This is a genomic window from Klebsiella sp. LY (assembly GCF_004010915.1).
GTDB lineage: Bacteria > Pseudomonadota > Gammaproteobacteria > Enterobacterales > Enterobacteriaceae > Klebsiella > Klebsiella quasipneumoniae.
Genome location: NZ_CP022444.1, coordinates 1,361,818 through 1,384,673, shown reverse-complemented (window position 1 = coordinate 1,384,673; position 22,856 = coordinate 1,361,818). Strand labels below are relative to the sequence as shown.

Here is a 22,856-nt window from a genome sequence, read left to right as displayed (position 1 = left end):
TGTGTTCAGGCGTGGGTTGACTGGGCCTGGGCCTGGCGCGCTCGGGCGTCGGCGGCGGCCTGTTCAACGGGAATATCTTCAAAGCCGAGGATCAGCGTCAGGGCAAACGACAGCACTACCGACAGCGCCATCACGCCAAACACCCAGACGATGGTCATTGGATTGGCTGGATCGAAAAACTGCACGCTGGTGAACAGCCCCGGCGCCGCCATCGAGTGGCTGGCCAGTCCGGCGATACCCGCCACCGCGCCGCAGATAAAGCCGCTGATCAAGCTGGCGATCAGCGGGCGTTTCAGGCGCACCGCCACGCCGTACAGCGCCGGTTCGGAAATCCCGGCCAGAATCGCCGATGCCGCGGCGGCCAGCGCCGTCTGGCGCAGTTCCGGGTTTTTGGTTTTCCACGCCACCGCCAGCGAAGAGCCGCCGAGCGACAGGTTAGCGCCGATCTCCGACGGCATTACCATGCCCTCTTTGCCGGTTTCGGCGATGGTCTGAATGATGGTCGGCGTAAAGACCCGGTGCATGCCGGTCATCACCAGCAGCGGCCACAGGCCGCCCATGATCGCCACCGACAGCCAGCCGAGATAGCTGTGGATCGTATAGACCAGCGCGGAAATGGCGCTGCCGATCCAGATGCCGAGCGGGCCAATCAGCAGGATCGCCAGCGGGGCGGCGATCAGCACGATCAGCATCGGCTTAAGGAAGTTTTTCGTCACCGCCGGGGTAATGCGATCCACCCAGCGTTCGATATACGACAGGCACCAGGTCATCACCAGCGCCGGGATCACCGTGTAGGTGTATTTCACCGCGGTCACCGGGATAAAGGCAAATTCAACGTGTTCGCCCTGAGCGGCTTTGGCCATTAATTCGATAAACCCGGGATGCACCAGCACCCCGGCGATAGCGATGGCCAGCGACATATTGGTTTTGAATTTCACCGCCGCGGAGGCGGCCACCATCAGCGGCAGGAAGAAAAATGCGCCGTCGCCGATAAGCGTCAGGAGGGTCAGCGTCGGCGAGCCTTTCGGCAACGCGCCGCTCATCTCAAGGATCATCGCCAGCAACTTGACCATCGATCCGCCGATAATCGCCGGGATCAGCGGCGACATGGTGCCGATCAGCGCGTCAAGGATCCCGGCGCCGATGCGTTTCAGGGTGACCGGCGCTTTGCCCTGCGGCTCGACCGGGCGCAGGTCGCCGGGCAGCAGATTCACCACCTCGCGATAGGCCTGTGAGACCGTGTTGCCGATGATCACCTGGCACTGGTTATCGCTGCGCACGACGCCGAGCACCCCGGTAAGGCCTTTCAGTGTAGGGCTATCGACCTGTTCGTTGTCTTTGACCACGAAACGCAGACGAGTCATGCAGTGGGTCACGGCGACGACGTTATCGACTCCGCCTAATGCCGCGACTATCTGTTGCGCCAGGGCTGCATAATTTTTCGACATCGGATTTTATCCTGTTTATCAATAGGGTACTGATCTGTTACCGCGCCGCATCGCCGGGCGATACCATGCTTTATAGGAAACCGGTTCCACAAAATCATGGTGAGTTTCATTTGATTGCACAAGAAATAAAAAAATATGATCTCAGTTTTGTGATTTTGATCGCTAATCGTCGCGGTGAGCAGGGGAGTGCTGTAAAAGCGGGAAACGTGCAGTACACTGCCTGCAACTTTTGCAACAGGAAGAATCACATGGCAACGATGCTGGAGGTCGCTAAGCGCGCGGGGGTATCGAAGGCGACCGTGTCGCGGGTGCTGTCGGGCAACGGCTATGTCAGCCAGGAGACCAAAGACCGGGTGTTTAAGGCGGTGGCGGAGAGCGGCTACCGACCGAATCTGCTGGCGCGCAACCTGGCGACCAAAACCACGCAAACCCTCGGCCTGGTGGTGACCAATACCCTGTACCACGGCGTCTATTTCAGCGAGCTGCTGTATCAGGTGGCGCGGATGACCGAGGACAAGGGGCGGCAGCTGATCCTCGCGGATGGCAAGCACAGCGCGCAAGAGGAGCGGGAGGCGATCCAGTACCTGCTGGATCTGCGCTGCGATGCGATCATCATCTACCCGCGTTTTCTCACTGTCGACGAGATGGATGAGATCGTTGAGAACCACTCGCAGCCGATCATGGTGCTTAACCGCCGCCTGCGCCGCCACGCCAGCCACTGCGTCTGGTCCGATCAAAAAGCGTCGGCGATGCGGGTGGTGGAGCGGCTGATTGCCCTGGGCCACCGCGATATCGCTTTTATTACCGGCTCCCTTGACTCGCCCACCGGCGTTGAGCGTCTTGCCGGCTACAAAGACGCGCTGGCTGGCCACGGCATTACCCTGAACGAGGCGCTCATCGCCGAAGGGCGCTGGACGCCGGAAACCGGCGCGGCGGCAGTGGAGAGCCTGCGTCAGCGCGGGGTGACCTACAGCGCGCTGGTGGCAAGCAATGACGATATGGCCATCGGGGCGATGAAGCAGCTTCACCAGCTGGGCATTAAGGTGCCGGAGCAGGTCTCGGTGGTGGGGTTTGACGATATTGTGCTGGCGCCGTACATGGTGCCGTCGCTCGCCAGCGTCCGGGTGCCGGTGACGGAGATGATTAAAGAGAGCATTAATCGCCTGATATTTATGCTCGATGGCGGGGAATTCAATGTTCAGCAGAGCTTCCCAGGGGCGCTGATCGAGCGTGAGTCGCTGGTGGCGGGTCCCTGCGCCTGACGTCGTCAGCTGTCATCGTCACTACTGACGATGACAGCGCATCACCGATTAAAATCTATTTATTATCAATAATATAAGAATTGGAACGTATTATGCATACTCCGGCGCCTAACCCTCTTACTGCTGGAGAAATGGATGAACCGTTTCATTATCGCCGATGCGAGCAAATGCATCGGCTGTCGCACTTGCGAAGTGGCCTGCGTGGTGTCCCATCAGGAACATCAGGACTGCGCCTCCCTGACGCCGCACACCTTTCAGCCGCGTATTCATGTGATAAAAGGGGTCAATGTCTCCACGGCCACCGCCTGCCGTCAGTGTGAGGACGCCCCCTGCGCCAACGTCTGCCCGAACGGCGCTATCAGTCGCGATAAAGGCTTTGTTCACGTGATGCAGGAGCGCTGCATCGGCTGCAAAACCTGTGTCGTCGCCTGCCCGTACGGGGCGATGGAGGTAGTGGTGCGGCCGGTGATCCGCCATAGCGGCGCCGGACTGAACGTCGTGGCGGAAAAAGCCGAAGCCAACAAGTGCGATCTCTGCTTCCACCGCGACAGCGGCCCGGCCTGCATGGAGGTCTGCCCGACGCACGCCCTGGTCTGCGTAGACCGCAACAAGCTGGAGCAGATGAACCAAGAGAAACGTCGCCGCACGGCGCTGGCCTGGTAACCTTTGGCATGAACGGGGTGCAAATCCGCATTCGCGGTAAGGTGCAGGGGGTGGGGTTCCGCCCCTTTGTCTGGCAGCTGGCTCAGAGGCAGGCTCGCTGCGGCGATGTCTGTAACGACGGCGAGGGCGTTCTGGTGCGGCTGGCCGGAGGCGATGACGGTTTTACTGCCGCCCTCGCTGCCCACTGCCCGCCGCTGGCGCGAGTCGACAGCGCCGACTGCGCCCCTTATTGCTGGGCGGCTCCGCCGCAGGGCTTCACCATCCGCGAGAGCGGGGCGGGGCGGATGCGCACCCAGATCGTGCCCGATGCCGCGACCTGCCCGGCGTGCCTCGCGGAGATGAATGATCCCCGGGCGCGCCGCTATCGCTACCCCTTTATCAACTGCACCCACTGCGGGCCGCGGTTGACCATCATTCGTGCCATGCCTTACGACCGGCCTTTTACCGCGATGGCGCCGTTTCCGCTCTGTCCGCCCTGCGAGGCGGAATACCGCGATCCCGCCGATCGCCGCTTTCACGCCCAGCCGGTGGCCTGCCCCGACTGCGGGCCGCGGCTGGAGTGGCGGGCCCAGGGTGAAGTGCGGCGCGGCGAGGCGGCGCTGCAGGCGGCTATCGCCCGGCTGGCGGCGGGCGACATCGTGGCGATAAAAGGCGTCGGCGGCTTTCATCTGGCCTGCGACGCCGGCAACCCCGCTGCTGTTGCCACGCTGCGGGCGAGGAAACACCGTCCGGCGAAACCGCTGGCGGTGATGCTGCCCTCTGCGGCGGGGTTACCTGCCGACGCCGTGGCGCTGATGGACTCCCCGGCGGCGCCCATCGTACTGATTAGCAAAGCGCAGGTCTCCGGCCTGTGCGACGAGATTGCGCCAGGGCTTGCGGAAGTTGGGGTGATGCTGCCGTCTAATCCGCTGCAGCATTTGCTTCTGCAGGCGCTGGCGCGCCCTATCGTGATGACCTCCGGCAACCTTAGCGGCCGCCCGCCGGCGTTAAGTAATACTGAAGCACTCAACGACTTAGCCGACATCGCCGACGGCTTTTTGCTCCATAACCGCGACATCGTGCAGCGGCTGGATGATTCTCTGGTGCGCTCGAGCGGAGAAATGCTGCGCCGCGCCCGGGGCTATGTCCCGGATGCGCTGCCGCTGCCGCCGGGTCTGGACAAGGTGCCGCCGCTGCTGGCGCTGGGCGCGGACATGAAAAACACCTTCTGCCTGGCGCGCGGGGGCGAAGCGGTTCTCAGCCAGCACTTCGGCGATCTTGGCGAGGAGGGCGTCGAGCAGCAGTGGCGCAGCGCGCTGCAGCTGATGCAGAACATCTTCGCCTTTGCGCCGCAGCGGGTGGTGGTTGACGCCCATCCTGGCTATCGATCGACGCAGTGGGGAGCGGCTCTGCCGCTGCCGGTGGAGACCGTGCTGCATCACCATGCTCACGCCGCGGCGTGCCTGGCAGAGCACCGCTGGCCGCTCGACGGCGGAGACGTTATCGCCCTGATCCTCGACGGAATCGGCATGGGGGAGAACGGCGCGCTATGGGGAGGGGAGTGCCTGCGGGTTAACTATCGCCAGTGCGAACATCTCGGCGGGCTGCCGGCTGTCGCCCTGCCGGGCGGCGACCTGGCGGCGCGTCAGCCGTGGCGTAATCTGCTGGCTCAGTGCCTGGCTTTTGTCCCTGACTGGCAGGATTACCCGCAGACCGGTACGCTGCGCCAGCGCAACTGGCCGCTGCTGGCGCAGGCCATCGACCGCGGTATTAACGCGCCGCGCGCCTCGTCCTGCGGACGGCTGTTTGATGCCGTCGCCTGCGCGCTGGACTGCGCCCCGGAGAGCCTGAGCTATGAGGGGGAGGCGGCCTGTCGGCTGGAGGCGCTGGCCGCCAGCTGCCCCGGCGTCAGCCATCCGGTCACGCTGCCGTGGCGCGGCAATTCGCTGGACCTGGCCACCTTCTGGCGGCAGTGGCTGCGCTGGCAGGCGAGCCCGGCGCAAAAAGCCTGGGCATTTCATGACGCCCTGGCCTGCGGACTGGCGGCGATGGCCCGCGACTGTGCGACTGCCCGCGGCATCGACACGATTGTCTGCAGCGGTGGGGTGCTGCATAACCGTCTGCTGGCGGCGCGATTGACCTTTTATCTGGCGGATTTTACTCTGCTGTTTGCGCAGCAGTTGCCGGCCGGCGACGGCGCAATCGCCTATGGTCAGGCGGTGATCGCCGCCGCTCGCGTTCAGGCTCAAGGAACACAACAATGATAATGACAGTTTTACGCCAGCAGCCGCGCGCCGCGGGCCTGGTGTTGGGGTTGATCGCGGCGAACTTACTGGCCTGGTGCTGGGCGCTGCAGGCCTTTGGCGACAGCGGCGCGCTAATGGCCGCCAGCCTGCTGGCCTGGGGCTACGGCCTGCGCCACGCAGTGGACGCCGATCATATCGCGGCGATTGATAACGTCACCCGCAAGATGATGCAGCAGGGGCGGCGGCCCTTCGCCGTCGGGGCCTGGTTCTCGCTGGGCCACTCGTCGATTGTGGTGCTGGCCTCGGCAGCGATTGCCGCTACCGCCACGGCCTTCAGCGCGCAGATGAACTGGCTGCACGACACCGGTAGCGTCATCGGCACCGCTGTGTCGGCGCTGTTTCTGCTGGCGATGGCCTTTATCAACCTGGTGATATTGCGCAGCGTCTGGCGTAGCTTTCGGGCGTGGAAGCGGGGTGAGCCGTTGAGCGACGAGATCGTCAGCGGCGGCGGGGTGATGAGCTGGCTGTTTGGCAAAACCTTTCGTCTGGTCAGCCGTAGCTGGCAGATGTACCTGGTCGGTTTCCTGTTCGGCCTCGGGTTTGATACCGCCACCGAAATCGGCGTGCTGGGCATCTCCGCCGCCGGCGCGTCGAGCGGGATTTCCGTCTGGTCGATTATGGTCTTCCCGGCGCTGTTCGCCAGCGGCATGGCGCTGGTGGACACCCTCGATAACGTGCTGATGGTCGGCGCCTACGGCTGGGCGTTCAGCAAGCCGCAGCGCAAGCTTTACTACAACATGACCATCACCGGCACTTCGGTGGTGGTGGCGCTGTTTATCGGCGGCCTGGAAGCGCTGGGTCTGCTGATGGATAAGTTTGCGCTCAGCGGCGGAATATGGCGCTGGGTAGGGGCGTTAAACGACAACCTCGGCGACGCCGGGTTTGTGGTGGTCGGGCTGTTTGTCGCCTGTTGGGCGCTGTCGGTGCTCAATTATCGCTGGCGCGGCTACGATAATCTGGCGCGTTAGGTTCAGCATTTTCCCGGCTTGCGCTGCGCTAAGCCGGGCGATCATCACTCTCTGGCGGCGCTTCTCTGCGCAGGTTCCCACCGGTCGTCACGAACCATCGCTCTACGTTAATCAGCTCACTTATTTAACTCATTGAAAAATTATACTTTTTAATTAAATCTCAACGCTCCCCCCGTTTAAACGACCTGAAACATCTGTGATTTACCTCTTATTTACATAATTTAAACCAGTTGTTAACTGGATAAAAACACGGCAGCCTCGTTATAGTAGTTTTGTGAAATAAAACTTGGTTGTACATTGTACAACAATGAGTGAGGTGTTCATGGCGATCGTTAGCGCACCGTACCTTGCGGTCAGAACGTGTGGCTGGCGTTACAGCGTGAAGCGCCATGGCAACCCGAGCCGCCCATCCTGATCTTCGGGCGCGGCAAAACGGACGCATCAGGCTGAAGTCACTTATTGCATCTCTACATCGTTTTCCTGATAAACATAATGAAACCCTGCGAGGAAACCATGACCGATCAATTACCGAACCGCGCGACCGATAACGACGCGCTGGAAAAAGAAACCATGCGACGGGTTATCTGGCGCATCCTGCCTTTCCTGGTGGTGAGCTACCTGGTGTCGATTATTGACCGGGGCAATATAGGCATGGCGGCGCTGCAGATGAATGAAGATCTGGGGCTAAGTAAGGCGGCTTTTGGCTTCGCCAGCAGTTTGTATTTTGTGGCCTACTTTATTTTTGAAGTACCCAGCAATCTGGCGATGCAGAAGGTGGGCGCACGCTTGTGGCTGCCGCGCATTATGATCAGCTGGGGAGTGGTATCGATGTGTATGGCGCTGGTGCAAAATACGACCTCACTGTATATCGTCCGTTTTTTGCTGGGCGCCGCCGAAGCGGGCTTCTTTCCGGGCGTGGTGCTTTATCTTACCTGGTGGATCCCGTCGCGCTACCGTGCGCGTATCATTGCCTCTTTTATGGTGGCCATTCCGCTGGCTAACTTTATCGGTTCACCGCTTTCAGGGTTGATCCTGACCCTGGATGGCTGGTTAGGGCTGCGTGGCTGGCATCTGTTATTCATTATTGAAGGGCTGCCGGCGGTACTGCTGGGAATAGCCGCGTTTTTTATTCTGCGCGACCGCCCTCACCAGGCCGGCTGGTTAACCGAGCGGCAAAAAACGTGGCTGGAAAACACCCTTCAGGCGGAGCGGCAACAGCAGACACAGATCGGCCACACCACGACATGGCAACTGTTGAAGCATCGCCAGATCTGGCTTATGGCGCTGATTTACGCTGGCGCTTCTTCTGCCGGCACCACGCTAAGCGTCTGGTCTCCACAGCTGCTGAAGTCGTTCCATCTTGATAACCTGACCACCGGGCTGCTGAATGCCATCCCCTATGGCCTGGCCTCGGTGCTGATGATTGTATGGGGACGCAGTTCGGACCGGAATAATGAACGCCGCTGGCACACGGCCCTTGCCCTCTTTATGATTGCGGCTGGCGTGTTCGCGGCATTTATCAATCTATCGCTGCCGGCCACCATTATGATCCTCAGTACCATACTGATTGGCGCATATGCGGCGAAGGGCCCCTTCTGGGCGCTGGCATCGGGCTGGATGAGCAGCACGTCAGCTGCCGCCGGGCTGGCGGCCATCGGCGCGATCGCCAACCTGATTGGCGGCGCGGTGATGGTGAATGCCTATGGCATTATTAGCGAACGGACAGGAAGCTATACGCTGGCGATGCTGCCGCTGGCCGTCTTGTGTCTGGCAGGCGGCATTGCGGTGCTGGCGATGGGGCGCCGTTACTCGCAGTCTGCCAGGCAGGAAAAACAGGTGACCCATTAATAAGCAAAGGCGGGATTTTTCCCGCCTTCTCAGCAAAGCTTACTCTTTCACACCGTAAAACGTTTCGCAGAAAGGCTTGCTGGCCCCTAGCTTGAGCGACAGGCGGTTGGCCGTCTCCTGCATGAGCTGGCTGATGCCGCTCGTTTTACGATCTTCCGTCAGACGCGATGCCGGCCCGGTCAGGGCCAGCGCCGCGATCAGTTTATCGTGGACGCCAAAAACAGGCATTGCGAAGGCCGCAGTGTGCGGGTCGCGCGCGCCGGAGGTATAGAACGGCAGCGTCGGTTCGTCTTCCGGCAACGATTCACCCAATCCCCAGTGGCGTAAAACCTTGCTGATAGCGGAACCATCCAGCGGGAACTGGCTGCCGGGCAGGTTGCTGTGGCGTAATCCCTGGGAGGCTTCGGCGCGGAACAGGCACAGGCGTTGCCCACCTTCAATCACATACCAGCTCGCGCTTTCGCTGGAGGCCTGCGACAGCGCCTGCAATTCCGGCTGTACGACTCTGGCAAGTTCAAATGATTGCTCATAGAGCTTGCCGAGATAGAGCAAACGGTGGCCGAGCGTATAGGTGCCATCGTCGTGCCGGATGATGTAGTTCATTCGCTCAAGCGAATTCATCAGGCGATAAACGGTTGTTTTGTGATATCCCGAAAGCTGGGCCAGCTCGGTTAACGTCAGACTGTCATTACCGGGACGGAAGCAGTCAAGTAAAGCCAGCGCCTTTTCAACGGCAATTACGCCTTCATTCCCCATCATGTTCTCCTTTTTGCCGACCAAAATTGTACCTGAATTTTGTGAGTAACTTCGTGTTTACATCACAAACAACTTCGCAACACTGGCGAAAAGCGACGCAATGCTCGTATAGTTGTTTTATATAGTACACACAAGTTGTACCTAGTAAAACAAATGGAGAGTCACCATGTCTGCTTCACAACAGAAACTCATCAATCTTGATATTGCGCGTGTTGACGCGGAAGAGGTCCGTCAGGCTGCCGAATTTCAGGCCGCCATCCTGGCTGACGTAGCCGGACGCCGTGGCACATTACATGGCCGCATCAAGCCGCTGGCGCCGCATATGACGGTTGCCGGGCCGGCGATTACCGTAGAGGTACGCCCAGGGGATAATCTGGCTATTCACGCCGCAATGGCCGTCGCCAAACCTGGCGACGTGCTGGTCATCGACGGGAAGGGCGATCTCTCCTGCGCGCTGCTGGGAGAGATCATGGCAACGCAGGCGCAGGCCAGCGGTATCGCCGGGATCGTCATCGATGGCGCTGTTCGTGATGCGGAAACCTTAAGTAAACAACGCTTTCCGGTTTTCGCAGCCGGCCTGAATCCGTGCGGCCCCACCAAGTTCATTCCTGGCCGGGTCAATCATGCCATTTCGGTCGGTGGCGCCGCGGTGCAGGCAGGTGACTTAGTGGTAGGGGATATTGACGGCGTGGTTGTTATCCCGCGCGATGAAGTCCGCACTATCATCGAGCTGGCGAAAGGTAAACTGGAAATGGAATCAAAACGTCTGGTTGCTATCCGCGACGGCGACCTTCGTCCGCACTGGCTGGAGAGCGCTCTGCGTCAGGCGGGGATGCTGAGCGAAGGGGAGACACTGCCATGAGCGCTAAAAATGTCATACTGATTACCGGCAGCGATTTGGCTGACGCGGCGCTGGGGATGCTGGAAGATTACGAACTTGTCTTTGCCGGCCGCCAGCCTACAGAGGCCCAGCTGATCGCGCTGTGCCAGCAGCACAATCCCGTCGCCATCCTGGTGCGCTATGGCCACATCACTGCCGCCGTTATGGATGCCGCCCCGGCATTGAAGGTGATTGCCAAACATGGCAGCGGCATCGATGTCATTGACGTTGAGGCGGCTGCCGCGCGCGGCATTCTGGTTCGCGCGGCGACCGGGGCGAATGCCGCCGCGGTTTCCGAACACACCTGGGCGTTAATTCTGGCCTGTGCTAAGTCGGTCATTCCGCTTGATCGCCGCCTGCGCGAAGGGCACTGGGATAAATCAACGCATAAATCGCTTGAGCTTGAGGGCAGAACGCTGGGACTCATCGGCCTCGGCGCCATTGGCAGCCGGGTGGCGAAGATTGCCTGTGCCTTTGGCATGAAGGTTCTGGCTTACGATCCCTATGCGAAAGCGGTTCCGCCGGAATGTGAACGTGTTGCTGAACTTAGCGAGCTGCTCATGCAGGCCGATGTGCTGTCGCTTCATTGCCCTTTGACGCAACAAAACAGGGGAATGATCAATGCCGCCACGCTGGCGCAGTGTAAGCCGGGCGCCATCCTCGTGAATACCGCGCGCGGCGGGTTGATTGACGATGCGGCGCTGGCCGCGGCATTAAAAGCGGGGACCTTGCGCTGGGCGGCGCTTGACAGCTTTAATAGTGAACCATTAACCACGCCGCATATCTGGCAGGCGATCGATAATGTCATTCTCTCTCCGCATGTGGGCGGCGTTAGCGATGCCTCTTACGTGAAAATGGGGACCGCCGCCGCGGCCAACATTCTGCAGGTGCTGCAGGAGTTGGCTCAGACAGAAACAACGTATTAAGTGTTAACCGAACCTGCGCTCCCGGTTAATTATTCTGCCCTTATGCACTTACGGGCGGCGTCCGCAGGCCGGGTAAGCGTAGCGCCAGCCGGCGAAATTACCGCGCAACAGGCTGCGTGGGAGGTAATCAATGCTTGCCCGGCGGCGCTGCGCTTGCGCGGGCCTACGGTATCTGAGCTTACGGACTGCATCCGTAGGCCGGGTAAGCGTAGCGCCTCCCGGCAAAATAACCGCGCAACAGGGCTGCGTGGGAGGTAATCAATGCTTGCCCGGCGGCGCTGCGTGTATTGCAGATACGGTTATCGGAATGCCACTTTGTCACTCCGGCAACAGCGTCTGTCGCCTGTAACTTCAGCGTACATTGCGCTCCCGGTTAATCTTCTGCGTTATGTCTTTCATGGCGCAGGGAGCGCACAGGGGGCGGCCAGTCGCCGCCGCCCCCTGTACCCCCGGGCTCCGGCCAGCAAAATCGCCGCTGCGCGGTCCCTTCGACTTATCCCTGCAGGCTTCGGGTCGGGCCGAGGCAGCGTCCGTGCAAAACACGGCCCTCAGCCCGCATCCATGCGGGCTGCCCCGGCCTTCCGGGAACGTCTCAGCGATTTTGAGGCCGTCAGCACCGGCAGTTTCAGCGACCCCAGCGCCAGCGGTGATTTGGGGCTGTAGGCCGGGTAAGGTGCAGCCGCCACCCGGCGAAATCAAGGATACCGTGCCTGATATCTTGCCCGGCGGCGCTGCGCTTGCACGGGCCTACGGGGTGTGAGCCTGTGAGTGGATCCTGTAGGCCGGGTAAGCGTAGCGCCACCCGGCAAACTAACGGCGCAACAGGGCTGCCTGGAAGGTCATCAACTCCCCAGCTGTTTGAGCAGGGCAAAGGCGTCTTTCATCTTGTCTTCGCTGACCACAAAGGCGCGCAGCTGCTTCTCACCATCCAGCCCTTTCGCCACCAGCCCCTCTTTGGCGGCCACGATGTTCCACGTCAGATCCTCGCGACGGGTATCGCCGGCCAGATGCAGCGGCAGATCCGGGGTCTTCACCTTCACCAGCATCGGCGGCAGTTTCAGTTCTCCCGTCTGCGCCAGCAGGTTTTTACTCAGGCACATGGCGCTGAGTAAAATCGGCTGCAGGAACGGCAGTACCGTTCCGTTGATTTCCGCACAGTCGCCGAGGGCGTAAATCGCCGGGTCGCTGGTTTGCAGCTGGCTATTGACCACCACGCCGCGGTTAATCTGCAATCCGGCGTGGCGCGCCAGCGAGGTTTCCGGGCGCAGGCCGGCGGCGGCCACCACTGCATCGACGGTTATCACGCGCTGGCGATCGAGGCTAACGCGGATGCCGTCGGCGGTATGCTCAAGCCCTTCCAGCTGCGTTTTTAACATCAGATGGACGCCCATCCCGGTGAGGCGATGCTGCAGACGGCTGCTGACCTCCGGCGGCATCAGCGCCGCCAGTACGCTGGCGGCGTTATCAACCACCGTCACCGCTTTACCGGCGCGACAGAAATCCATCGCCAGCTCGCAGCCAATCAGGCCGCCGCCGACGATCAGCACCCGCCTGGCGTCGCGGAGCTGGCTCTGCGCGGCGCCATATTCGCGCTGGCTGTTCAGCGTCAGCATCAGCTCGCGGCCCGGCACCGGGGGGATAAACGGCGTGGCGCCGGTGGCCAGCACCAGTTTGTCGTAGCGCCACTGCTTATCCAGGCTTTTCACCCGATGGTTTTCAGCGTCGACATCGTTCACCCAGGTATGGGGAAACAGGCGCAGATTGTACTGCTCGGCGAACTCGCCGGCGCTTTGCAGGGTGAGATCGTCGGCGTGCTGTCCGCGGCTGATGACGTGGCTGAGATCGGGCTTGTTGTACTCATCCATGCTATCGGCGGCGATGAGGGTCAGCGGGATTCCGGCATCCTGCTTACGAATATTTTTCACCAGCTGGCGGGCCGCGAAGCCCGAGCCGATGATGACGATACCATCACTCATTTTGCCTCCATCGCCAGGACGTCAAAGACATCTTTGCCAAGAGAACACTCAGGACAAAGGAAATTGTCCGGCACTTCACTCCAGGGCGTACCCGGCTGGACATCCTGGTTAGGTTCGCCTTTCGCCGGGTCATACACCCACTGGCAGACGCTGCACTGCATCATGGGACCGAGATCGGCGGCCGTGGCGGCGGCACAGGCGCAGTCCTGTTGTTCCGGCGTGACTGTCGCTTCAGCAACCGGCAGCGGGGAGAGGGCCCACTGGCGGGCGATGTCGCGACCGTGTTGGCGGCACAGTTCGAGCGCGTCGATATCCGGGCGCCATTTGGCTTTCAGGCTCAGGGACATCTCAAAGCCGGCATCCTGCAGGCGGGTGGACAGGCGGTCTACCGCGCCGCCGCTCCAGCCGTGGGAGCCAAAGGCGCTGGCGCGTTTGTTGCGAAAACGCAGCCCGGTCATCTCTTCCACCAGCCCGGCGATTTTCGGCATCATCACGTTGTTCATGGTGGAGGTGCCCACCAGCACGCCTTTTGAGCGGAAAACATTGGTGAGGATGTCGTTTTTGTCGCTGCGGGCGACGTTAAAGATTTTCACCGCCACCCGTGGGTCGACCTCAGTGATCCCCTGGGCAATGGCGTCCGCCATCATGCGGGTGTTGTTGGACATGGTGTCGTAGAAAATCGTGATGCGATCTTCCTGATAATCCGCCGCCCATTCGAGGTATTTCTCGACGATTTGCGTCGGGTTATCGCGCCAGACCACGCCGTGGGAGGTGGCAATCATCGCTACCGGCAGATTGAAGCCGAGGATTTCGTTAATTTTCGGCGTCACCAGGCGGCTGAAGGGCGTCAGGATGTTGGCGTAGTAGCGCTGGCACTGTTCGTACAGTTCACTCTGGTCCACTTCATCGTTGAACAGATGTTCGTCGCAGTAGTGCTGCCCGAAGGCGTCATTGCTGAACAGCACCGCGTCGCCGGTCAGGTAGGTCATCATGCTGTCCGGCCAGTGCAGCATTGGCGTTTCGACGAAGATCAGCTGCTTACCGTTGCCGATATCGAGAGTGTCGCCAGTTTTCACCACGTGGAAGTTCCACTCCGGATGGTGGTGATGACCGTTGATGGAGTCGATGGCGTTGGCGGTGCAGTAGATCGGCGTATCCGGGATCTGCATCATCAGCTCAGTCAACGCGCCGGCGTGGTCCTCTTCGGCGTGGTTAATCACGATGTAGTCGAGGTCGGCGAGGTCGATTTCGCGGCGCAGGTTCTGCACGAACTCGCGGCTGAATTTATGATCGACGGTATCGATCAGCACGTTTTTCTCTTCGCGGATGAGATAGCTGTTATAGCTGCTGCCGCGCAGCGTTTTATATTCGGTGCCGTGGAAATCACGCACTTCCCAGTCACGTTGGCCAACCCAAAGAATGTTATTTTTCACCACAATAGACATAGCAACCTCAATCAATACAGTGTGTTTAAACTCAGTTGCCTGGCGTATTACAAGTTGCGTGCCAGTTTTTTAAGGTATTGAATAAAAAGAATTTTTAAATTTTCATGATTTTCGTTGCTGTCAAAATGACAATGATTAAAATAGTCGATATGACTATTAAGGTTGTCAAAATGACAATGGAGCGATGATGAGTTTTTCCGTTGAGGCGCTGGCGAGAATCGCCATTGATTTACAAAGCGATATCGGTCACGTCGACCGCTTTTCGCGCCTGATCGCCACCCTGCGGCAGATCCTGGGCTGCGACGCCTCGGCGCTGCTGCGCTATGAGGCCCATCAGTTTGTGCCGCTGGCGATCGATGGCCTGGCGCAGGATGTGCTTGGCCGGCGCTTTGCGCTGGATGGGCATCCGCGGCTGGAGGCGATCGCCCGCGCCGGCGATGTGGTGCGCTTCCCGGCGGACAGCGACCTGCCGGACCCCTATGACGGCCTGATCCCCGGCCAGGAGAGCCTCAAGGTTCACGCCTGCGTGGGGCTGCCGCTGTTTGCCGGGCAAACGCTGATCGGTGCACTGACCCTTGACGGTATGGATGCCGACCGCTTCGACAGCTTCACCGATGAAGAGCTGCGGCTGATCGCCGCCCTGGTGGCCGGGGCGCTGAATAACGCGCTGCTTATCGCCCGCCTTGAAGCGCAAAACGTCCTGCCGCCGCAGGTGGTGAATTACCCGCAGCCGGAGCGCCAGGAGCTCATCGGCCTGTCGGCGCCGATGCTGCAGCTGAAAAAAGAGATCGAGATTGTCGCTGCCTCGGATTTAAACGTGCTGATCAGCGGCGAAACGGGGACCGGCAAAGAGCTGGTGGCGAAGGCGGTGCATCAGGGTTCGCCGCGGGCGGCTAACCCGCTGGTGTACCTCAACTGCGCGGCGCTGCCGGAGAGCGTGGCGGAGAGCGAGCTGTTCGGTCACGTGAAAGGGGCATTTACCGGGGCTATCAGCAACCGCAGCGGCAAATTTGAGATGGCCGATAACGGCACGCTGTTCCTCGACGAAATCGGCGAACTGTCGCTGGCGCTGCAGGCGAAGCTGCTGCGCGTCCTGCAGTATGGCGATATTCAGCGTGTCGGCGATGACCGCAGCCTGCGGGTCGATGTGCGGGTGCTGGCGGCGACCAACCGCGATCTGCGCCAGGAGGTGGTGGAAGGGCGCTTTCGCGCCGATCTCTATCACCGGCTGAGCGTTTTCCCGCTGTCGGTTCCGGCGCTGCGCGAGCGGGAAAATGACGTGGTGCTGCTGGCAGGCTATTTTTGCGAGCAGTGCCGCCTGCGGATGGGGCTGGCGCGGGTAATTTTAAGTGAGGCAACGCGTAACAGGCTGCAGCAGTGGTCGTGGCCGGGCAACGTGCGCGAACTGGAGCATGCCATTCACCGGGCGGTGGTGCTGGCGCGGGCTACCCAGGCTGGCGATGACGTAGTACTGGAGCCGCAGCATTTCCAGTTTACAGCGGCTGCGCCGACGTTGCCGACCGAGGAGATGGCAGCGGCGCCGGCGATGGGCAACGTCAATCTGCGCGAAGCCACGGATAACTTCCAGCGCGAGGCGATTTCCCGCACGCTGGCGGCGCATCAGGGCAACTGGGCGGCGACCGCCCGCGCGCTGGAACTGGACGTCGCCAACCTGCACCGGCTGGCGAAACGTCTGGGGCTTAAAGGATCCCGGCCTGGTAAAAGTTCTGCAGGTTGATGGCGCCGACCAGCAGGCCGTTTTCATCCACGACCGGCGCGGCGCTGATTTTATGTTTCATCAGCCGCTCTTTGGCTTCCACCGCGCGGCTCTCCGCCTGCAGCGTCACGCCGTTGCGGGTCATCGCCTGCGTGACACCGTCGTTTAAGGTGCCGCCGCCCACCAGCCAGCGGCGCAGGTCGCCGTCGGTGAAGACGCCCTGCACGCGGTTGGCCTCATCGCAGACCGCCACCAGGCCGAGCCCGGTGCGGCTCAGCTCGAGCATCGCGTCCATGACGTTGGCGTCTGTACCGACGCGCGGCACTTCGTCGTCGCGGCGCATCAGATGATGCACTTTGTTCAGCAGACGCGCGCCGAGCGCCCCCGCCGGATGGGAGCGAGCGAAATCCTCTTCACTGAAGCCGCGGGCTTGCATCACCGCCATCGCCAGCGCGTCGCCGAGCATCAGGGTGTTGACGGTGCTGGAGGTCGGCGCCAGATGCATCGGACAGGCTTCGCGCTCCACGGCGATATCCAGCACTGCTTTCGCCGCCAGCGCCAGCGGCGAGGTGGATTTGCCGGTCATCGCCAGCAGGGGTATCCCTTTTTCCTCCAGCCGCGGCACGATCAGATCCAGCTCTTTCGCGCTGCCGGAGTAGGAGATAAACAGCATCACATCGCGACCGTCGAGCATGCCGAGATCGCCGTGCAGGGCTTCCGCCGGGTGGACGAAAAAGGCCGGAGTGCCGGTGCTGGCGAAGGTCGCCGCCAGCTTTTTGCCGATATGACCGGATTTCCCGATACCGGAGACTATCAGTTTGCCCTCGCAGTGGATGATGGTCTCCGCCGCGCGGATGAAGTCATCGCCCAGGCGTTCCGGCAGGCGGCTCGCCTCCTGTAGCTCCAGCATCAGGGTCTGGCGTCCGGCCTCTAACAAAAAGTTACTCATGATGTTCTCCAGTAATGATGACTTCTATGCCTTTGGCTTCCAGCGCCCGCTGGAATGCAGGGTCAATATCGGCATCGGTAATCAGTTTATCCACGCGCTCCAGGCCGCAGACAATATTGGGGCTTTTACGGCCAAACTTTGACGAGTCGGCCATCAGGATCACTTCGCGGGCGGCGTTGCACATCGCCTTGCTGACGGTATACACCTCATTGAAGGTGGTGACGCCGGCGTTCAGATCGATGCCGTCGGTGCCCATAAACAGCTTGTCGAAACTGAACTGTTCGAAAGCGTTTTCCGCCAGCTGGCCGTGAAAGGAGGCCGATTTTTTGCGGAAGGTGCCGCCGGGCATCAGGATAGTCTGTTCATTATCCAGTTCGGCAAGGGCATTGACGATATGCAGGCTGTTGGTCATCACCGTGATGTTATTGAAGCGGCTGAGCAGCGGGACCATCTGCAGCACCGTGCTGCCGGCATCGAGGATGAGGGAGTCGCCATCATGAATAAAACGCACCGCCGCTTCGGCGATGCGCGCTTTCTTATGGGTGTTGATCAACGTCTTATGATCGATCGGCGGATCGGCTTCATCCTTGTTGAGTACCACGCCACCGTAGGTGCGAATGACGGTGCCGGCGTTTTCCAGCGTGACCAGATCCTTACGGATGGTGGTGCCGGTCGTATCGAAATGTTGCGCCAGCTCTTCGACCGAGCATTTTCCCTGCGACTGCAGGAACTCGAGAATGGCTGCCTGGCGCTGACGTGGTTTCATAGGCGTCTATCCTGCGTTTAAGTTTCGAAGTGATAATTTCGCAAGATATTTACTTTTACAACGAAATTATCCATGTTTCGGATTAAGCGCTAATGATAGTGCATTCTGACAGCGCGGATCATGGGGAAAGATCACATCAGGCTGCAATTCCGCGATATGTTTGCCGTCCAGCGTGGGGATTTTTTGCGGACGGGCGAAAATGGTGAAGCCTTTCATCAGCAGCGTGTCGCAAATGCGGTTGTCATCATCAACGGCGATAGCGACGATGGCGCGCGGTTGAAAGCGTCCGGCGGAGCGGCCGACCCCCACCCGACCCTGCTGGCACAGGCTGTCGAAAGCGCGATTGAAACGGCGGATCTGCCAGCCGCCAAAGGCCATTTGGGTAAGCCAGGCGATGGCGGCGACGGTGATTAATGCGGTAACCATAGGTATCTCCTTAAGGGGGGCGGGAACAACCCGGGTCGTGGCGCGAGCGCCTAACCCGAGCGATCCGCGGTGCCTTTTCGTCGGGTAGCGGCTAACGCCTTACCCGACCTACAGTTTTGTAGCCCGGATAAGCGCGGCGCCATCCGGGATCCCTTTAAAACATCACCTGACCGCCGGTAACGTTGATCGACTGACCGGTGCAGTACGACGCCTGCGGGCTGGCGTAAAACATTAATACGTTCAGCACATCCTGATATTCGCAACCGCGCTTCAGGGGCACCTTGTCGATGTAGTACTGCTCGACCTCGCTCTCATCGATACCGAGCTTGGTGGCGTACTGCGGCAGCAGCGACTGGAACATCGGCGACTTCAGCAGATTGCCGAGCATCAGTGAGTGTACGGTAATACCGTATTCCGCCAGATCCAGCGCCAGCGACTGGGTCAGCCCGACGCCGCCGAACTTCGCCGCGCTGTAGCCGGAGTTGTGCTTGCTGCCGACTTTGCCGGATTTCGAGTTGATCTGAATGATCCGCCCCTTAATGCCGTCGCGGATCATCAACCGCGAGAACTCGCGGGCGCAGAGGAAGTAGCCCACCAGATTGACCTGTAGCGAGCGGTCGAAATCCCCCAGCGCAAAGTCGCTAATAAACGCCGCTTTGGCGATGCCGGCGCTGTACACCAGCAAGTCGACGCGCGAGAAAATCTCATCCACCCCATGGGCCAGCGCGGTGACGCTGGCCTCGCTGGTGGCGTCGGCGCCGAAGCCATACGCCATGCCTTCGCCATATTCAGCGTTAATCTCCTGGGCGACGCGGCTGGCTTTTTCGCTCTGAATATCGACCACCGCCACGCGGTAGCCCTCGGCGGCCAGCCCGCGGCACAGAAACTCTCCTAAGGTTTGTCCACCGCCAATGACAACAGCAACCTGATTCATCTTTCTCTCCTGTTAAGCAACAAATTTCAGTACGCAGCCGGGCGCAATGGCGTCCGGCACCGGGCCCGCCACGTGGACGGTCCCCGGAAACTCCGCGTCGCGATGGCCGTCAAAGCGCAGGGTGATATGGCCCAGCTCGCGCAGATTTTGCTCGGCAACGTCGCCGACGGCGGTCACCGGGTAGCGCAGCTCGCCAAGCTGCAGCTCTGCGCCCGGCTGCAGCGAACCGGCAAGCTCGCCGTGGTTGTGAATAAAGCAATACGCTTCGATATCCGCCGGGGCGCCCTCGCGGAAGGTGATCAGCATTTGCTCTTCCAGCGCCATCGCCGCGCAGGCGCCGATGTGCGTAATAGTGGTCTGGTAAATCACGGTCATGTTCTGGCCCCTCTTACTGGTAAATAAATCCGGAAACGAACCACGCGATCAGCACCGTTGGCGCGCCGGTCAAAAAGCGGCTGACCAGCACCGACGGCACGCCGACGCGCACGGTATCCTGGCGGGCTTCGGCCAGCGACAGGCCAACCGGGATAAAATCGCAGGCGGCCTGGGCGTTAATGGCGAACAGCGCCGGCAGGGCGAGGTGCGGCGGAATATTGCCGAGGCCGATCTGCACGCCGATCAGTACGCCAATCACCTGGGCGATAACCGCGCCGGGGCCGAGAAACGGCGACAGCAGCGGGAAGGAGCAGATCAGCGCCAGGGTCACCAGACCCAGCGGATGGCTGGCGAGCGGCGCCAGGCCATGGGCGATCCAATCGCCGATGCCGGAGGCCATGATGATGCCGATCAGCGCCGAGACGAAGGCCATAAACGGCAGGATCGTCTTCAGCACCGTATCGATGGTGTCGCGTCCGGCCTGGAACAGCACCGCCACCACCGAGCCCATCCCCATCCCGACCTTCGCCAGTAGGCCATCGCTCTGTTCAGTGATCTTTTTGCTGGCGTCGTAGTCGCGACCCGCGCGGTTGTTCTCCGCCGGTGGCTCGGGAGCTATCGTGCCGCCGGTCGCGATGCGCTGAATGTTCTCCTCCTTGACGCCGGAGACGTAGATATCTTCTGTGATGTACTGGGCCAGCGGCCCCGATTTGCCGGTGGCATGGATATTCACCGTCGGGATGCGGCGCTTGGGATAGAGCCCGCAGCGCAGGGTGCCTCCGCAGTCGATAATCGCCACGCCGATGTCGCTTTCCGCCGGTTCGCCCTCTTTAAAACCGTCCACCGCCTGCCAGCCGGTCAGGCTGGCGATACGGTCAACGATCGCCGGGCGGGTGCCGGCGGTGATATAGACGATCTTTTTGCCCTCGACGACGTCGAGCTCAAGGGGGCCGCCCCAGCCGCCGGTGCCTTTCTCAATACGAATCCGGGTCATGATGTCGCTCCTGACAGATGCACTTTCTGAGCCAGCTGAATCGCCATTTTTCGCTCGAAAATCGAGGTGGTCAGGTCGGTAACCCAGCCGCGGAAGAAGTTGGTCACCAGCCCGACCAGCAGATAGCTCACCGCCAGCGGACCGAGCGGCAGGCCGAGGGTGGTGAGGCCGTTGGCGATGCCGAGATAGACGAACAGTTCGCCGGGGTTGATATGCGGAAACAGACCGTTCATTGAGTGGCAGCTATAGGACGCCGCCGCGTAATAGCTGGGCTTGTACTTCTCTGGCATAAAGCGGCCCAGGCTCAGGGTCATCGGGTTACAAAACACAAAGGTACCGATGCAGGGCAACAGCAGGTAGCGGGAGATCGGGTTCCCGGCGCAGCGCTGCGCCAGTTTTTCGATCCGCTGCTGGCCAATAAAGTTGATCAGCGCGTTCATGATCACCAGCAGACTGATCAGCAAGGGGAGGATCCCGGTCACCATGCCGGTAAACACCTCGCCGCCTTTCTGAAACAGGCCGATAAACCACTCCGCGCCGTGGGTCACGACGTCAATCATTGTTCTCTCCTTCAGCATGTTATTTTTCTTGCTAACTGCAGACTGATTTTAATCATTTTGAAAGGTTTTAAAGTGTTAAATGGATCGCAAAATGAAAGATAAATATTTTATTTTGAAAGATTGGCGCTGAGAGGATGAAATAACGAGGGGCATGACAGCATGCAGGGAAGGGGGCGGTGAAGGACTATTTTGTCTACAAACGGATTGTCGCTTTCTTGTTGGTCGTCGCATGCTTTACCATAATTATCCCTTGCTGAATTTGTTAAACGGAATTCCCATGTTGAAGCGTCGCTCTCTGGCTTTACTTCCCCTTTGTGTGCTCCTCGCTGCCTGCAGCAGCAAACCCAAGACTCCCGCGGAAACGGAGATGGCGAGTGGAACCGGCGGCTTTTTGCTGGAACCGCAGCATAACGTGATGCAGATGGGCGGCGACTTCGCCAACAACCCGGCGGCGGCGCAGTTCATCGATAAGATGGTGGCGAAGCATGGCTTCGACAGGCAGCAGCTGCAGGAGATCCTGTCGCAGGCGAAGCGTCTGGACTACGTTCTGCGGCTGATGGATCGTCAGGCGCCGACCGGCCTGCCGCCGACCGGGCCAACCGGCGCCTGGCTGCGCTACAAGAAACAGTTTATTACCCCGAATAACGTGCAGAACGGCGTGGTGTTCTGGAATCAGTATCAGGACGCGCTCAACCGCGCTTATCAGGTCTACGGCGTGCCGCCGGAAATCATTGTCGGTATTATCGGCGTGGAGACCCGTTGGGGCCGGGTGATGGGCAAAACCCGCATCCTCGACGCGCTGGCTACCCTGTCGTTTAGCTATCCGCGCCGCGCCGAATACTTCTCCTCCGAGCTGGAAACCTTCCTGCTGATGGCGCGCAGCGAAAGCGACGACCCGCTGGATCTGAAAGGCTCTTTCGCCGGGGCGATGGGGTACGGCCAGTTTATGCCGTCGTCCTATAAGCAATACGCGGTGGACTTTAACGGCGACGGCCATATCAACCTGTGGGACCCGGTGGATGCTATCGGCAGCGTGGCCAACTACTTCAAACAGCACGGCTGGGTGAGCGGCGATCTGGTGGCGGTGCAGGCGCTGGGCCAGGCGCCGGGGCTGGAGAATGGTTTCAAAACCAAATACAGCGTGTCGCAGCTGGCGGCGGCGGGGCTAACCCCAACCCAGCCGCTGGGTAACCATCAGCAGGCCAGTCTGCTGCGCCTGGACGTCGGCACCGGCTATGAGTACTGGTACGGGTTGCCGAACTTCTACACCATCACTCGCTACAATCACAGCACCCACTACGCCATGGCCGTCTGGCAGCTTGGCCTGGCGGTTTCTCAGGCCCGCAGCGGTTATTAATACTGTCATCGGCTGACAGTATCCGAGCCTCCCCGGATAACGGCGCGTAGCGCCTTATCCGGGCGACGGTCTGTTATCTGGTTGGTGGCCCCGTAAGCGCAGCGCGACCGGGGGATTTCCCGGAAAGGCCGCGCTTATCCTGCTGTTTCTTCCCGTCGGCATGCTTCCTGTCTACCTTTGTTACATTTCCGCTCACCGACGCTGATTTACAATCTAATTTCGCCTCTGTATTGTTATGTTATAACATTTAATAAAAGGGGTAAGGATATGTTCGCATCGGTTTTTATGGCATCCGGCGCGGCGCGCCTGGCCATCGCTGGA

General features: G+C 60.4%; 20 protein-coding genes. 9 read left to right on the top strand and 11 right to left on the bottom strand.

What is annotated here, in order from left to right; genetic code table 11:
* Positions 1-5: 5 nt before the first annotated feature.
* Complete coding sequence (gene ascF, locus CE636_RS09525; RefSeq protein WP_017899638.1) at positions 6-1,448, bottom strand: PTS cellobiose/arbutin/salicin transporter subunit IIBC; 1,443 nt, start codon at positions 1,446-1,448, stop codon at positions 6-8.
* A 248-nt stretch (positions 1,449-1,696) separates the two neighbouring features.
* Between ascF and CE636_RS09515 the strand changes: the two genes are divergently transcribed.
* The 5 genes from CE636_RS09515 to CE636_RS09495 all read left to right on the top strand — a co-directional run bounded on the left by CE636_RS09515 (position 1,697) and on the right by CE636_RS09495 (position 8,474).
* Positions 1,697-2,710: a LacI family DNA-binding transcriptional regulator gene (locus tag CE636_RS09515; RefSeq protein ID WP_017899639.1), complete on the top strand. Its 1,014-nt coding sequence runs from the start codon at positions 1,697-1,699 to the stop codon at positions 2,708-2,710.
* Between the two features lie 135 nt (positions 2,711-2,845).
* Positions 2,846-3,373 (top strand): electron transport protein HydN, encoded by a 528-nt coding sequence (gene hydN, locus CE636_RS09510; protein ID WP_004205658.1) that lies wholly within the window; start codon positions 2,846-2,848, stop codon positions 3,371-3,373.
* 8 nt (positions 3,374-3,381) lie between these two features.
* The gene (gene hypF / locus CE636_RS09505) at positions 3,382-5,616 is read left to right on the top strand and encodes a carbamoyltransferase HypF (protein ID WP_017899640.1); all 2,235 of its coding nucleotides are present in this window, start codon (positions 3,382-3,384) and stop codon (positions 5,614-5,616) included.
* Entirely contained in the window at positions 5,613-6,626 is a 1,014-nt protein-coding gene (locus CE636_RS09500; RefSeq protein ID WP_017899641.1) for a HoxN/HupN/NixA family nickel/cobalt transporter, read from the top strand. The genes hypF and CE636_RS09500 overlap by 4 nt, the downstream gene beginning before the upstream one ends.
* A gap of 513 nt (positions 6,627-7,139) precedes the next feature.
* Positions 7,140-8,474, top strand: coding sequence for an MFS transporter (locus CE636_RS09495; protein WP_017899642.1), 1,335 nt, complete (start codon positions 7,140-7,142; stop codon positions 8,472-8,474).
* Positions 8,475-8,513: 39 nt separating this feature from the next.
* On the opposite strand, the gene CE636_RS09490 is transcribed toward CE636_RS09495, so the two are convergent.
* Positions 8,514-9,230, bottom strand: coding sequence for an IclR family transcriptional regulator (locus CE636_RS09490; RefSeq protein ID WP_017899643.1), 717 nt, complete (start codon positions 9,228-9,230; stop codon positions 8,514-8,516).
* Positions 9,231-9,396: 166 nt separating this feature from the next.
* On the opposite strand from CE636_RS09490, the gene CE636_RS09485 reads away from it, so the two are divergent.
* Positions 9,397-10,092, top strand: coding sequence for a diguanylate cyclase (locus CE636_RS09485; RefSeq protein ID WP_017899644.1), 696 nt, complete (start codon positions 9,397-9,399; stop codon positions 10,090-10,092).
* Complete coding sequence (locus CE636_RS09480; RefSeq protein ID WP_004205666.1) at positions 10,089-11,036, top strand: hydroxyacid dehydrogenase; 948 nt, start codon at positions 10,089-10,091, stop codon at positions 11,034-11,036. The genes CE636_RS09485 and CE636_RS09480 overlap by 4 nt, the downstream gene beginning before the upstream one ends.
* A gap of 842 nt (positions 11,037-11,878) precedes the next feature.
* Here the strand turns inward: CE636_RS09480 and norW are convergent.
* Together norW and norV are read right to left on the bottom strand one after the other, a co-directional pair.
* Positions 11,879-13,012 (bottom strand): NADH:flavorubredoxin reductase NorW, encoded by a 1,134-nt coding sequence (gene norW / locus CE636_RS09475; protein ID WP_004205667.1) that lies wholly within the window; start codon positions 13,010-13,012, stop codon positions 11,879-11,881.
* Positions 13,009-14,457 (bottom strand): anaerobic nitric oxide reductase flavorubredoxin, encoded by a 1,449-nt coding sequence (gene norV / locus CE636_RS09470; RefSeq protein ID WP_017901376.1) that lies wholly within the window; start codon positions 14,455-14,457, stop codon positions 13,009-13,011. The genes norW and norV overlap by 4 nt, the downstream gene beginning before the upstream one ends.
* A 187-nt stretch (positions 14,458-14,644) precedes the next feature.
* Between norV and norR the strand changes: the two genes are divergently transcribed.
* On the top strand, positions 14,645-16,195 hold the full coding sequence (gene norR, locus CE636_RS09460) for a nitric oxide reductase transcriptional regulator NorR (protein WP_004205669.1): 1,551 nt from the start codon (positions 14,645-14,647) through the stop codon (positions 16,193-16,195).
* On the opposite strand, the gene gutQ is transcribed toward norR, so the two are convergent.
* The 7 genes from gutQ to CE636_RS09425 all read right to left on the bottom strand — a co-directional run bounded on the left by gutQ (position 16,158) and on the right by CE636_RS09425 (position 21,178).
* A complete protein-coding gene (gene gutQ / locus CE636_RS09455; protein WP_004205670.1) occupies positions 16,158-17,123 on the bottom strand; it encodes an arabinose-5-phosphate isomerase GutQ in 966 nt (321 codons plus the stop codon). The two genes, norR and gutQ, sit on opposite strands and share 38 nt — an antisense overlap.
* Positions 17,116-17,889 (bottom strand): glucitol operon DNA-binding transcriptional repressor SrlR, encoded by a 774-nt coding sequence (gene srlR, locus CE636_RS09450; protein WP_004205671.1) that lies wholly within the window; start codon positions 17,887-17,889, stop codon positions 17,116-17,118. Before srlR ends, gutQ begins: the two co-directional genes overlap by 8 nt.
* A gap of 66 nt (positions 17,890-17,955) precedes the next feature.
* A complete protein-coding gene (gene gutM / locus CE636_RS09445; RefSeq protein ID WP_004205673.1) occupies positions 17,956-18,315 on the bottom strand; it encodes a transcriptional regulator GutM in 360 nt (119 codons plus the stop codon).
* A 154-nt stretch (positions 18,316-18,469) separates the two neighbouring features.
* Entirely contained in the window at positions 18,470-19,249 is a 780-nt protein-coding gene (gene srlD, locus CE636_RS09440; RefSeq protein ID WP_002914815.1) for a sorbitol-6-phosphate dehydrogenase, read from the bottom strand.
* 12 nt (positions 19,250-19,261) lie between these two features.
* Positions 19,262-19,624, bottom strand: coding sequence for a PTS glucitol/sorbitol transporter subunit IIA (gene srlB / locus CE636_RS09435; protein WP_004205674.1), 363 nt, complete (start codon positions 19,622-19,624; stop codon positions 19,262-19,264).
* Between the two features lie 13 nt (positions 19,625-19,637).
* The gene (locus CE636_RS09430) at positions 19,638-20,618 is read right to left on the bottom strand and encodes a PTS glucitol/sorbitol transporter subunit IIB (RefSeq protein WP_004205675.1); all 981 of its coding nucleotides are present in this window, start codon (positions 20,616-20,618) and stop codon (positions 19,638-19,640) included.
* Positions 20,615-21,178 (bottom strand): PTS glucitol/sorbitol transporter subunit IIC, encoded by a 564-nt coding sequence (locus CE636_RS09425; RefSeq protein WP_004205677.1) that lies wholly within the window; start codon positions 21,176-21,178, stop codon positions 20,615-20,617. Before CE636_RS09425 ends, CE636_RS09430 begins: the two co-directional genes overlap by 4 nt.
* Positions 21,179-21,455: 277 nt before the next feature.
* Between CE636_RS09425 and mltB the strand changes: the two genes are divergently transcribed.
* The gene (gene mltB, locus CE636_RS09420) at positions 21,456-22,535 is read left to right on the top strand and encodes a lytic murein transglycosylase B (RefSeq protein WP_017901377.1); all 1,080 of its coding nucleotides are present in this window, start codon (positions 21,456-21,458) and stop codon (positions 22,533-22,535) included.
* Positions 22,536-22,856: the final 321 nt, after the last annotated feature.